Genomic DNA, 13,099 nt, shown 5'->3' with positions numbered 1-13,099 from the left:
CAGATAACCTATTGGTACTAGTTCCCTGTTCGCGGCGCCGCCGGCGCAGTTACAGTGTCCCGGCACGCTCACGGGAGGGAGATGCGACACGCAACGCCGGCGCCGGGCCGCGCCCCGCCGATGCTGCGTCGCGCACCGATCTGCCGCCGGCGCTGCCGGTGTCGCATGCGTATTCAGGGGCGATGCGCCGTCGCAGGATCGCAACATCGCTGTAAAGAACCGCCGGATGCGTCCGCTATTGCATGCGGGCGGCTCGTTGTTCCGACGGATGCGCCCGCACCGCGGCCGAGGTTCGGCCGCGGTCGGCAACTCGCTGCACCGCCCGCGCAAGCCCGTCCCGTTCAGTCGAGTGCCGGCGCGCTTTTTTCCTCATCAAGAAGACATCACACCATGCGCCATACCCTTCTCTTCGCTGCGCTGTGCCTGACCGCCGCCGCTCCCGCCGTCGCCAGCGGCTTCGACGATTGGCCGACCAAGGTCGCCTTCAACGACGGCACCGAACTGGCCCTGACCGGCAACTACGGCTACGACTGGAACAACTTCTCCGACGACGACGCGCGCCTGGAAGACGACAACGCGTTCCGGCGCAAGGAATTCGGCGCCACGCTGAAGAAGAAGGGCGTGTACGACGCGATGGTGTACTTCGACTTCCAGTCCAAGCTGTGGCTGGACGTGTTCTTCCGCGTCGAGACCAAGGCGCTGTTCGGCAGCGACTACGGCAAGGTGCGCCTGGGCTACATCAAGGTGCCGGTCGGCCTGGAAGGCGTGACCAGTTCTCGCGCCGACAGCTTCATGGAGACCGCGCTGCCGATCCAGGCGATCTACCAGGGCCGCCGCACCGGCGTGGAGTGGACCTTCGAGCGTCCGCAGTACCTGCTGCAGGCCGGCGCGTACGGCGGCAAGGACCTGCAGGGCGACAACCCCGGCACCACCCAGGCGGTGCGTGGCGTGTGGACCCCGTTCAAGGCCGAGGGCGACGTGCTGCACCTGGGCCTGGCCTACTCGCAGGAGAATCCGCGCGGCTACCACAACGGCCTGGACGTGAGCTTCAGCCCGCGCGTGCGTCTGCGTGCGCGCCCGGAAGCCGGCCTGACCGACGTGCGCCTGGTCGACTCGGGCACTCTGGTCGATGCCGACCAGGTGCGCCGCACCGGCCTGGAAGCGATCTGGATCAAGGGTCCGTTCTCGCTGCAGGGCGAGGCGCTGCGCGCCGAGGTCACCCGCGACAACGGCCGCCCCGACTACACCGCCGACGGCCAGTACGTCTTCGCCAGCTACGTGCTGACCGGCGAGTCGCGCCCGTACAGCGCCGGCAACGTGGCCAACATCAAGCCGGCCAACGCCTACGGCGCGGTCGAGCTGCTGGCCCGCTACAGCCGCCTGGATCTGGACGACGGCAGCATCCTCGGCGGCCGTGAGCACAACTGGACCCTAGGCGCCAACTGGTACCTGACCAGCCACTTCAAGTTCCAGGCCAACTACGTGCGCGCCGATGCCGAACGCGCCGGCGTGCGCACCAAGCCGGACTCGTTCGACCTGCGCGCGCAGGTGCAGTTCTGATCGGCGCGCGCTGATCGGCACGTGCCGATCGGCATGCCCCGATCAGGACGTACGGATCGCACGTTCTGATCGACGTCCCGATCGGCAATGCCCGATCGGGACGGATTCAAGAGGAAAATGCAGCTTGGCGCCGCCGGCCTGTCCACACCGGACCGGCGCTGCCGGACTGCATCCGACATCCGGCCGCGACGGCCGATGGCGCGATCACATCGGCGCCGCAGGTAACCGCCCGCACGACCGATCGCCACCAGCGCGCACGCCGCTGCCGCTAAGCTGACGGCCATCCTCCGGCCGCGTCCCCTCCGATGTATTCCGCTTCGCGCTATCGCCACCTCGCCCTGCTCCTGCTCGCCGTCCTCGGCGGCATGGCGCTGGCGATGCTGTCGGCCGGGCATTTCGCCGAACAGCGCGCGCTGCGCGCCGAGAGCCGGCAACTGCGGCAACAGCTGGACCTGTACGCGCAGACCCTGCAGCAGCGCATCGACCGCTATCGCACCCTGCCGCAGGTGCTGGCGCTGGATCCGGAACTGCGCGACGCATTGACCCGGCCGCTGGACCCGGCCACGCACCAGCGGCTGAACCTGAAGCTGGAGCGCGCCAACGACGTCACCCGCTCCTCGACGCTGACCCTGATCGGCGCCGACGGCGTCGCCGTGGCCGCCAGCAACTGGCGCTTGGCCAGCAGCAACGTCGGCGCCGACTACAGCTTCCGCCCCTACGTGAAGCAGGCGCTGGCGCAGGGCAGCGGACGTTTCTACGGCATCGGCATGACCACCGGCGTGCCCGGCTATTTCCTGTCGCAGGCGATCCACGACGAGGCCGGGCGCACCCTCGGCGTGATCGTGATCAAGATCGAGCTGGCCGCGCTGGAGCGCGAGTGGCTGCGCGTGCCCGACGTGGTGCTGGTCAGCGACCGCCACGGCGTGGTGTTCCTGTCCAGCCGCGACGCCTGGCGCTACCGCCAGCTGCAGCCGCTGAGCGCGCGCGAACGCGAGGAACTGCTGGCCACCCGCCAGTACGCCCGGCAGGCGCTGCTGCCGGCGCAGCGGCGCAGCCTGGACACGCTGGACGACGGCGGCCAGGTGATGCGCGTCGATGCTCCCGCGCAACGCGCGCCGCTGCTATGGCAGAGCATGGCGCTGCCGGAGAGCGGCTGGCGCCTGCACCTGCTGCACGACATCGGCGGCAGCCGCGCCGCCGGCCGCGCCGCCGCGCTGGCCGCGGCCGGCATCTGGCTGGCGCTGGTGTTCCTGGGCCTGCTGTTCCAGCAGCGCCAGCGCCTGGCGCGGTTGCGCCAGCGCAGCCGGCGCGAACTGGAATCGCTGCTGCAACAGCACGCGCAGGAACTGCGCACCGCGCAGGACGGCATCGTGCAGGCCGCGCAGCAGGCCGACACCGGCCTCAGCCGCAGCCTGGAACACCTGCCGCAGGGCGTGGTGATCATCGATGCGCAGCTGTGCCTGGTGGCGTGGAATTCGCGCTACCTGGAGATCTTCCGCTTCCCGCCGGAACTGATCCGCATCGGCCGCCCGATCGAGGACGTGTTCCGCTACAACGCGCGCCGCGGCCTGCTCGGCCCCGGCCCGGTGGAGGCGGCGATCCAGCGTCGCCTCGACCACCTGCGCAGCGGCCGCCCGCACATGCGCGAGAGCGAGAAGGACGACGGCACGGTGCTGGAGATCCGTGGCAACCCGCTGCCCGACGGCGGCTTCGTCACCAGCTATGCCGACATCACCAGCTACAAGAACGCCGCGCGCGAACTGCGCTCGTTGGCCGATGCGCTGGAGCACCGCGTCGCCGAACGCACCCGCGACCTGGCCGACGCCAAGCGCGAGGCCGAGAACGCCAACCGCTACAAGACCCGCTTCGTCGCCTCGGCCGTGCACGATCTGCTGCAACCGCTCAACGCCGCGCGCATGTTCGTCTCGGCGCTGCGCGGCAAGCTGCACGACGACGACGCGCGGCAGATCGCCGACCATGTCGACAACGCGCTGGTCGCGCAGGACGCGATCCTCAACAGCCTGCTGGACATCTCGCGGCTGGAAGCGGGCACGCTGAAGACGCAGGTGCGCGATTTCGCGCTGGGGCCGCTGCTGCAGGCCCTGGCGCACGAGTTCGGTATCGTCGCGCAGGACCGCGGCCTGCGCCTGGATTACGTGCCGACCCGCGCCACGGTGCGCAGCGACGAGACCCTGCTGCGGCGCATCCTGCAGAACTTCCTGTCCAACGCCATCCGCTACACGCCGCGCGGACGCGTGCTGCTGGGCTGCCGCCGCGACGGCGAGCGCCTGCGCATCGAAGTCCACGACCAGGGCCCGGGCATCCCCGAAGCGCTGCAGCAGGAGATCTTCGAAGAGTTCCGCCGCCTCGGCGACGGCGTCGCCCACGACCGCGGCGCCGGCCTCGGCCTGGCGATCGTGGAGCGCATCGGCCGCCTGCTCGGCCATCGCATCGGCCTGCGCTCGCAGCTCGGCCGCGGCAGCGTGTTCGCAGTCACCGTGGCGCTGGGCGACGCCGCCGCCGCGGCACAGGCGCAGCCGCCGACCGCGGTGGCCAGCGACAACGGCGACGACCCGATCCTGCACGGCTGCCGGGTGTGGTGCATCGACGACGAGCCGCGCGTGTGCGAGGCCAGCCGCATGCTGCTGGAGCGCTGGGCATGCCGCGTGGAACTGGCCGCCGGCCCGGAGGAAGCGCTGGCCGCGGCGCAACCGGCACAGGCGCCGGAGTTGGTGCTGCTGGACGTGCGCATGGGCGCGCGCGACGGCCCGGCCCTGTTCGCGCAACTGTGCGAGCGCTGGAACGCCGAGCCGCGGGTGATCCTGGTCACCGCCGAAGCGGATCCGGCGCTGCGCGCGCTGGCCCAGGAACGCGGCTGGGGCTTCCTGGCCAAGCCGGTGCGCGCGCCGGCGCTACGCGCACTGATGACGCAGATGCTGCTGCGCCGCGGTTGAGCGCTCTCCCACCGAAGCAATAGCCCCTCTCCCCCCGGGAGAGGGGTTGGGGTGAGGGTACGGCGCGAAGCGGCTCGTGAAGTTGGATGCACGAGGCTTCGCCCGGACCCTCATCTGCCCCTGCGGGGCACCTTCTCCCGAGGGGAGAAGGAACAGCGTGGCGTGCCTTAGCCCCTCTCCCCTTGGGAGAGGGGTTGGTGAGGGTGCGGCGCGAAGCGACTCGTGGAGTTTGGGCACACGAGGCTGCGCCCGTACCCTCATCCGCCCCTGCGGGGCACCTTCTCCCGAGGGGGAAAAGGAAACAGCCGCGGTGCGCCTTAGCCCCTCTCCCACCGGGAGAGGGGTTGGGGTGAGGGTACGGCGCGAAGCGACTCGCGGAGTTGGGTGCACGAGGCTGCGCCCGTACCCTCATCCGCCCCTGCGGGGCACCTTCTCCCGGTGGGAGAAGGAAACAGCCGCGGTGCGCCTTAGCCCCTCTCCCACCGGGAGAGGGGTTGGGGTGAGGGTACGGCGCGAAGCGACTCGCTGAGTTGGGTGCACGAGGCTGCGCCCGTACCCTCATCCGGCCCTGCGGGCCACCTTCTCCCGATGGGAGAAGGGAACAACCGCGGTGCGCCTTAGCCCCTCTCTCCGGGAGAGGGGGTGAGGGTGCGGCGCGCAGCGACTCGTGGAGTTGGGTGCACGAGGCTACGCCCGTACCCTCATCCGCCCCTGCGGGGCACCTTCTCCCGGTGGGAGAAGGGAAAGGGAACAGCCGCGCGTGCTTGGCCCCACCGGCGCTTGGCCCTTTCACCACTCCCGCGGCGCGATCAGTTCCTCGGCGTCGGCGTCGTCGAAACCGTAGGTCTTGGCGATGTACAGGAAATCCACGCCGATGTTGTCGCGCGCGGCGGTCTCGATCTCGCTGTCGTGCGCCTCGAATTCCAGCGCCAGCGCGTTGAATTCCTCGGTGGCGGCGTGGGTGAGCCGGTACAGCGCGGGCAGATCCTTCGGCGCCTGCGCTTCGATCGCCTCGCACAGCCGCAGCAGGATCTTCTGGCCCTTGCCGACCAGGAAGGAGGGGAAGTAGTCGTCATCCAGCATTTCCTGCAGGAACGGGTAGTACGTGATCTGCTCGTTGCTAAGGGGCATGGTCGGGGGATCCTTTCCGCCCGCAGGAAGCGCGGGCGCCAGTGCATAGCATCGCGTATCCGGGCGCGGCGGAAAATGCTCCCGGCACAGCCGGCGGCTGGCGGGCCGCGCCGGCGGTCAGGCCTCGCCTTCCGGCTCCAGCGCCTTGACCAGCACCGCGGCCTGGGTCCGGCTGTGACATTCGAGCTTTTTCAGGATCGCCGTCACATGCACCTTCACCGTGTTCTCGGCCAGGCCCAGCTCGTAGGCGATCTGCTTGTTGAGCAGGCCGTCAGCCAGGCACAGCAGCACGCGGAACTGCTGCGGGGTCAGCTGCGCCAGGCGCGCGGCCAGTTGCGCGTCGGCCTCCGAGCGCGCCGCGGTCAGCGGCGGGAACCAGGTGCCGCCGTCGAGGACCGCCGCCACCGCGATGCCGATGGTCTCGGCCGGCGAGGACTTGGGGATGAAGCCGGCCGCGCCGAACTGCTGGGCGCGGCGGATCACCCGCGGGTGGTCGTTGGAGGAGATCACCACCACCGGCACCTCCGGATGTTCGCCGCGCACGTGCAGCAGCGCCGAAAAGCCGCGCGCACCGGGCATCGCCAGATCCAGCAGGACCAGGTCGGCATCGGGCAGCGCGGCCAGCGCGGCATCCAGCGTGGCGGCGCTGGCCGCCTCGGTCACCAGTGCGCGCGGCAAGGCCTGGCGCAGCGCGTGCAGCACCGCGGCGCGGAACAGGGGATGGTCGTCGGCGACCAGGATCTTCGGCGTGTCCATGGCGACAGTCTGGCACGCGCGGCGGCGGCGGCGTATCGCCACGCCGGGGACGCCGCCGCGAGGGCCGGCACGCCGCCGGCGCAATGTCCGTGGCCGGGCCGTCAGACCAGTCGAGTCGTGCGGCGCCCGCTGGCATCCCGCCGCCCCCAACTCCCCTCCTGCGCGACTGCCCAGGGCGTGCCGCGGGTGTGGCAGGATGCGCGCGAACACCGGGCATCGGCGCCATTCAAGTGCCACCGCCCTCGGCCGATAGCGTGGCGTGATCCGACCTTTTTCGACCTTCCTGCGAAGCGCGCGCGCGGCCATGCGCCGCTGCGCGTTGCTGGCGGCGTTGTCGATGCCGGGACTGGCCGTGGCCGCGACGGCGGCCAGCGACGGCGACGATCCCGAGCTGCCGAGCAGCCTGGAGCATTTCGGCCTGGACGAAGGCCTGTCGCAACTCTCGATCAACGCGCTGCAGAGCGACGACCAGGGATTCCTGTGGATCGCCACGCAGGAGGGCCTCAACCGCTTCGACGGCCATCTGTTCCGCACCTACCGGCACGAACTCGGCCCCAGCGAACGGCAGAGCCTGCTCAGCAGCAGCATCGACAGCCTCGCCTTCGAAGCCCGCGGCACCCGATTGTGGCTGGGCACCAACGACGCCGGCCTGGAAGTGATCGAGCTGGCCAGCTGGCGGCGGCATCGGCTGAGCACCGCCGATGGCCTGTCGCACAACCGGGTCACGAACATCCTGATCGATCCGCAGGGCGGCGCCTGGCTCGGCACCGAGCAAGGCATCGACCGCGTCGATGCGGCGGTGCGCCGGGTGTCGCCGCTGGGCGGCGATGCGCCGGTGGTGGGCCTGACCTGGATGCCCGACGGCAAGCGCGCCGTGGCGCTGGACCGGCACTGCCGGCTGTGGCTGCTCAGCGCGAGCGCGCGCCAGGCGCTGCCGGCGCCGCCAGGCATCGACGAATGCGTAGCGCTGCAGTCCGGGCCCGACGGCCTGTGGCTGGCCTCGGCCAGCGCCGGGCTGTTCAAGCTCGACGCGCAGGGCGGCGTGCTCGCGCACTGGAGCACCGAGCAGCTGCTGACCGACCACGGCGATCTCAGCGCGCTGATCCGCCTGGCCGACGGGCGGGTGCTGGTCGGCTCCAGCAACGCCACGGTGACCCAGCTGGACACCGACGCGACGCCGCGGCGGCTGCACTTCGACGCGCCGCCGCGAAGCGCCATCAACGGCTTCTACCAGGACGGCAACGGCACCTGGTGGATCGGCACCTACACCGCCGGGCTGTACCGGGTGCGGCCGTTGTCGGCGGTGATCCGCAACGACGAGGAAGGCCTCAGCGACGTCCATGCCTGGCCCAGCTCCAGCGTGCGCAGCATCTGGCGCGACGGCACGCGCATGCTGATCGGCACCGACCAGGGGCTGATGCTGCGCGACCGCGACCGCGCGCCGTGGCGGGTCCCGGCGCCGCTGGCCGCGCGCGCGGTACGCGCCATCGAGCGCGATACCCACGGCTGGTGGCTGGGAACCCGCCACGGGCTCTGGCGGCTGAGCGACAGCGGTGCGCTCACGCGCGTGGACGGGCTGGCCGATGCGCACGTGAACGACCTGCTGCGCGAAGGCGACACGCTGTGGGTCGCCACCCGCCGCGGGCTGACCCGGGTGGTCGACGGCCGCGTGCAGGACGATCCGCGCTGGGCGCCGCTGGCCGGGCGCACGCTGGCCCGGCTGTACCGCGACGCCCAGGGCACGCTGTGGATCGGCGGCAACGATTGCGGCCTGTGGCGCATGCGCGGCGATCGCGCGGCCGAGCCCTACCGGCCCGGCGGCGCCGGCCTGTACCCGTCGGTGTGGTCGCTGTACGAAAAGGACGGCGTCCTGTGGGTGGGCACCTTCACCGGCGGGCTGTACCGGGTCGACCTGAAGCACGACGTCGCGGTGCGCTACACCGACCGCGAAGGCCTCAGCAGCAACGTGATCTACACCATCCTGCCCGATCCGCAGGGACGGCTCTGGCTGAGCACCAACAACGGCCTGAGCGTGCTCGATCCGGCGACCCGCATCGTGCAGAGCCTGGGCCGCCGCGACGGCCTGCAGAACCAGGAATACAACAGCGGCCGCGGCTATCGCGACAGCCGCGGCCTGCTGTATTTCGGCGGCACGCAAGGCGTGGACGTGGTCGATCCGCGACAGCTGCCGCTGCGCAGTCCGCCGGCGCGCGCGGTGCTGACCGACCTGCACGTGCTCGACGCCGGCGAAGCCCGCCACGGCGGCACGCGGCAGACCGAGACCGACGTGGTGTATGCGCGCGACATCGCGCTGGACCATCGCGACAACGTGTTCACCGTGGGCATGACCGCGATCGACTTCACCGCGCCGGGCACCGCGCGCCTGCGCTACCGGGTGGACGGCCTGCACAAGGGCTGGGTCTATCCGCAGACCGCGCACAGCGAGTTCTCGGTTAGCCATCTGCCGCCGGACCGCTACGTCCTGCAGGTGCAGGCGGCCGGGCGCGACGGCCAGTTCGGCCCCTCGCGCACGCTGCAGATCGAAGTGCGGCCGCCGCCGTGGCGGCATCCGCTGGCCTATGCCGGCTACGCGCTGCTGGGCCTGCTGCTGCTCGGCCTGACCGCGCAGCGCGTGCGCCGCACGGTCAACCGCGAGCGCGACATGGTCGAGCTGCTGAACCTCACCGTCGCCGAGCGCACGCGCCAGCTCGAGCGCGCCAACCAGAAGCTGTCGCAGAGCAACACGCAGCTGGAAGCGGCCACCCGCCTGGATCCGCTGACCCAGGTCTCCAACCGCCGCGAACTGCAGGATTGGCTGGCGCGCGAGTGCCCGGCGCTGCGCGCCGAGCTGGACGCGGGCAGCAGTACCGACGCGCTGTATTTCTTCATGATCGACGTCGACAACTTCAAGCGCATCAACGACGACTACGGCCACCAGGCCGGCGATACCGCGCTGGTGCAGTGCGCCGACAGCCTGCGCGCCCTGTGCAGAATCCGCGACCTGCTGGTGCGCTGGGGCGGCGAGGAATTCCTGCTGGTCACCCGGCTGCCGCGCGATGCCGCCGCCGAGGCGCTCGCCGAACGCCTGCGCGCGGCGGTGGCCGCGCAGCATTTCGTGCTGGAGCAGCGCGACCTGGCACTGACCTGCTCGATCGGCTTCGCGCCATGGCCGTTGGTGGCGGCGTGGCCGGCGCTGGGCGATTGGGAACAGAGCGTGGGCCTGGCCGACCGCTGCCTGTATGCGGCCAAGGGCGCCGGCAAGAACGCCTGGGTCGGGGTGGTGGCCGGCGCGGCGCCGGACCGGCCGCGGGTGCAGGCCTTGCTGGCCGGCGGCCCTCCCGAGCAGCTCGGCGACAGCGTGCGCATCCTGCACTCCACCGCGCAGCCGCCACGCTTCGCGCGTTGAGCGGCGGCCGCCGTCGACGCCTCAGCGCGCAGGTGGCTTGCGGCGCATGCTGCTGCGCCAGGCATCCAGGAACTGGCGGCGCTTGAGCGCGTCCAGGTACACCAGCAAGCCCGGCCCCAGCGCGATCGGGCGGAACGCCGGCGTCGCCGCCGGCAGCGCGGCGCGCGGGGCGCCGGGCACCGCCAGGATCGGCTTGAGCCGCGCCTCGCGCGACAGCACCTGCTGGCCGCGCGGCGACAGCAGGTAGTCGAGGAACCGGCGCGCCTCGGCCGCGTGCGGCGTATCGCGCGGGATGACCGCAGTGCGCAGCGCGACCAGGGTGTAGTCCTCCGGCTGCACGATCGCCAGCGGCGCGCCGGCGTCGATCCGCGCCTGCGCATAGGAACCGAGCACGTTGTAGGCCAACAGCAGTTCGCCGCGGCTGACCCGGTCCAGCAGCACGCCGGTGCGCTCTTCCAGCACCACCTGGTTGTCGCCCAGCGCCGCCAGCAAGGCGCCGGCCATGCTGCCGATCTGCCCGTCCTGGGTCGCGAACAGATAGCCCACGCCGCTGCGCTCCACGTCGTAGGTGCCGATCCTGCCGCGCAGCGGCATGCCCGGCGCGCGCAGCAGCTCCAGCAGCTGGCGGCGCGTACGCGGCACCTGCGCCGCCGGCAGTCGCGCCTTGTTGTAGACGATCGCCACCGGCTCGTAGCTGATCCCGAACGCCTCGTGCCGCCATTGCGCCCACGCCGGCAGCGCCTCGGTCTGCGGCGAGCGGTGCGCGAGCGCATGGCCGTCGTTCACCAGCTTGGTCTGCAGGTCCATGCTGGCGCTGATCAGCAGGTCGGCGCAGCGTGCGCCGGGCCGCGGGTGCAGGTAGCGCTGGTACATGTCCCAGGCGATCACGTCCTGGTACACGACTTCGCTGCGCGGATGCAGCCGCTGGTAGTCGCCGATCACCGCGGCGAACACCTCGATGTCGGTGGAGCCCTGGATGCACAGTTGCGCCTCGGGCGCGCCCTGCGCCGGGAAGCGACGCACGTCGCCGGGCGCGGCGACAGCGGCATGGGCCAGCACGCAGCCCAGCAGCAGCGCAGCGGTGCGCAACGCGCGGAGCACGGTCATGGATGCAACCTCGGCAGGCGCAGGCTGGCGATCAGGCCGCCGCCGACACGGTTGGACAGATCGATGCGTCCGCCGTGACTGTCGACCACGCGCTTGACGATCGCCAGGCCGAGCCCGGCGCCGCCGGCGGCCGCGCCTTCGCCGCGCGCGAAGCGCTCGAACACGCGCTCGGCATCGGCGGCGGCGATGCCCGGGCCGTGGTCGGCCACGGTCACCACGCAATCGCGCGCCTCGCAGGTCAGCGCCACCTGCAATGCGCCGTCGCCGCCGTACTTGCAGGCGTTGTCGATCAGGTTCTTGATCGCCTCGCGCAGCAGCAGCGCATCGCCGCGCACCAGCGCCGCCTCGCTGGCGACGGCCAGTTGCACGCGCGGACGCGGCTGCGACTGCGGCAGCGCCTCGTGCAGGGCCTGGTGCACCACTTCGGCCAGGTCGACGCTGGCGTAGCGCTGCAGGTTGGAGCGATGGATCACGCTGGCGTCGCTGAGCAACTGGTTGAGCAGCCGGCTCATGTGCGTGGCGTTGCGCTCGATCGCCTCCAGGCTGCGACGCATGTCGCGCGGATCCTCCTCGTCCAGCGCCAGCTGCGCCTGCGCGCGCAGCGCCGCCAGCGGCGTGCGCATCTGGTGCGCGGCCTCGGCCATGAACGCGCGCAGGGTCTCGTTGCTGCTGGACAGGCGCGCCATGAAGCGGTTCAAGGCCGCCACCATCTGGTGCATTTCCTGCGGCGCGGCCACCGCCAGCGGCTTGAGTTCGGACGGCTCGCGCCGCGACAGGTCGCGCTCGATCCGCTGCAGCGGGCGCAATGCGCGATACACGCCCAGCCACACCAGCGCCAGCGACAGCAGCGACAGCAGCGCGATCGCGACCAGTGCGCGCAGCACCACATCCTGCGCCAGCGCCTCGCGCGCGCGACGGGTCTGCCCGACCTGCACCCACACCTCGTCCTGCGCGGCGGCCGACGAGACCCGCCGCGCCACCACCGCGAAGCGCACCCGTTCGCCGCTGTAGAACGCGTCGAACAATCGCGGCGCGGCACTGGCGCGCGGCAGCGACGGCGCCTTCGGCAGATCGCCGTAGCCGGTGATGGTGCGTCCGCGCGCATCGAACACGCGGTAGAACACCCGGTCCTCCGGCGCCATCGCCAGCAGGTCCAGCGCCGCGTACGGCAGGTCCACCTGCCACTGCCCGTCCGCCAGCGCCACCGAATCGACGATCGACAGCGCCGAGGACACCAGCAGATGGTCGTAGGAGCGGTTGGCCGCGCGCTGGCCGTAGTCGCGCGCGAAGAAGAACAGCGCCACCGCGCCGAGCAGCGACAGCGCTCCCAGGTACAGCAGCAGCGTGCGCCGGATCGACGGCGCCGGCAGCGCGGCTTCAGCCATCGCCAGGCGCATCCTGCGATGGCGCCGACGGCGTTTCCGCATCCGCTGCTTCCAGCTTGTAGCCGACCCCGCGCACGGTGACGATGCGCAGCGGCGCGCTGGCCAGCTTCTTGCGCAGGCGCCCGACGTACAGCTCGATCGCGTTCGGCCCGGCCTCGTCGTCGAAGCCGAACAGGCCGTTGCCGATCTCATCCTTGCCGACCACCTGGCCGAGCCGTCCGATCAGGATCTCCAGCAGGCGGTATTCGCGATTGGGCAGTTCGATCGGCGCACCGTCCAGGCTGACGCTGTGCGCGGCGTTGTCGAAGGCGAAACCGCCCAGCTGCACCACCTCGCTGGCGTTGCCGCGGTTGCGCCGCAGCAGCACCCGGCAACGCGCCTCGAATTCGCGGAAATCGAACGGCTTGCCGAGGTAATCGTCGGCGCCCACGTCCAGCGCCTGCACCCGATCCTCGATGCCGTCGCGCGCGGTCAGCATCAGCACCGGCGTGGTGTCGCCGCGCTCGCGCAAGCCGGCCAGCACGCGCAACCCGTCCAGCCCCGGCAGGCCGATGTCCAGCACCACCAGATCGAAACGCTGGTAGCGCAGCACGCTGGCCGCACCCAACCCATCGCTCTGCCAATCCACCGCATGCCCGCTGCGGCGCATGCGCCGCACGATCGCATCGGCCAGATCGGCGTTGTCCTCGACCAGTAAAAGGCGCATTGGGATTCGAGATTGGGGATTGGGGATTCGCAAACGCGATTCGGCCGGCGGATGCTAACCCGCCCACGGCAAAGGCGACAGCGACGCAACGCGC

Annotated in this window: 8 protein-coding genes; 3 read left to right on the top strand and 5 right to left on the bottom strand. The window is 71.3% G+C overall.

Annotated features, from left to right (window positions below; genetic code table 11):
- The first annotated feature begins 390 nt into the window (after window positions 1-390).
- Window positions 391-1,560 (top strand): porin, encoded by a 1,170-nt coding sequence (locus J2Y70_RS05255; RefSeq protein WP_309914193.1) that lies wholly within the window; start codon window positions 391-393, stop codon window positions 1,558-1,560.
- A 305-nt stretch (window positions 1,561-1,865) separates the two neighbouring features.
- Window positions 1,866-4,514 carry a PAS-domain containing protein gene (locus tag J2Y70_RS05250; RefSeq protein ID WP_309914190.1) on the top strand — a complete coding sequence of 883 codons (2,649 nt, stop codon included), beginning with the start codon at window positions 1,866-1,868 and terminating at the stop codon, window positions 4,512-4,514.
- Window positions 4,515-5,303: 789 nt separating this feature from the next.
- On the opposite strand, the gene J2Y70_RS05245 is transcribed toward J2Y70_RS05250, so the two are convergent.
- Together J2Y70_RS05245 and J2Y70_RS05240 are read right to left on the bottom strand one after the other, a co-directional pair.
- A complete protein-coding gene (locus J2Y70_RS05245; protein ID WP_263395674.1) occupies window positions 5,304-5,645 on the bottom strand; it encodes a DUF5713 family protein in 342 nt (113 codons plus the stop codon).
- 117 nt (window positions 5,646-5,762) lie between these two features.
- A complete protein-coding gene (locus J2Y70_RS05240) occupies window positions 5,763-6,401 on the bottom strand; it encodes a response regulator transcription factor (protein ID WP_263395675.1) in 639 nt (212 codons plus the stop codon).
- A gap of 259 nt (window positions 6,402-6,660) precedes the next feature.
- On the opposite strand from J2Y70_RS05240, the gene J2Y70_RS05235 reads away from it, so the two are divergent.
- Window positions 6,661-9,807: a two-component regulator propeller domain-containing protein gene (locus J2Y70_RS05235; protein ID WP_309914185.1), complete on the top strand. Its 3,147-nt coding sequence runs from the start codon at window positions 6,661-6,663 to the stop codon at window positions 9,805-9,807.
- Window positions 9,808-9,828: 21 nt separating this feature from the next.
- On the opposite strand, the gene J2Y70_RS05230 is transcribed toward J2Y70_RS05235, so the two are convergent.
- The 3 genes from J2Y70_RS05230 to J2Y70_RS05220 are packed head-to-tail and all read right to left on the bottom strand — an operon-like array spanning window position 9,829 to window position 13,005.
- A complete protein-coding gene (locus J2Y70_RS05230) occupies window positions 9,829-10,914 on the bottom strand; it encodes an ABC transporter substrate-binding protein (protein ID WP_309914181.1) in 1,086 nt (361 codons plus the stop codon).
- Window positions 10,911-12,299 carry a sensor histidine kinase gene (locus tag J2Y70_RS05225; protein ID WP_309914177.1) on the bottom strand — a complete coding sequence of 463 codons (1,389 nt, stop codon included), beginning with the start codon at window positions 12,297-12,299 and terminating at the stop codon, window positions 10,911-10,913. The genes J2Y70_RS05230 and J2Y70_RS05225 overlap by 4 nt, the downstream gene beginning before the upstream one ends.
- Window positions 12,292-13,005 carry a response regulator transcription factor gene (locus J2Y70_RS05220; RefSeq protein ID WP_309914174.1) on the bottom strand — a complete coding sequence of 238 codons (714 nt, stop codon included), beginning with the start codon at window positions 13,003-13,005 and terminating at the stop codon, window positions 12,292-12,294. Before J2Y70_RS05220 ends, J2Y70_RS05225 begins: the two co-directional genes overlap by 8 nt.
- Window positions 13,006-13,099 lie beyond the last annotated feature (94 nt).

It is taken from the genome of Xanthomonas sp. 1678 (assembly GCF_031455575.1).
GTDB lineage: Bacteria > Pseudomonadota > Gammaproteobacteria > Xanthomonadales > Xanthomonadaceae > Xanthomonas_A.
The sequence above is the reverse complement of the archived record's forward strand: the minus strand, read 5'-3'. Positions and strand labels throughout refer to the sequence as shown.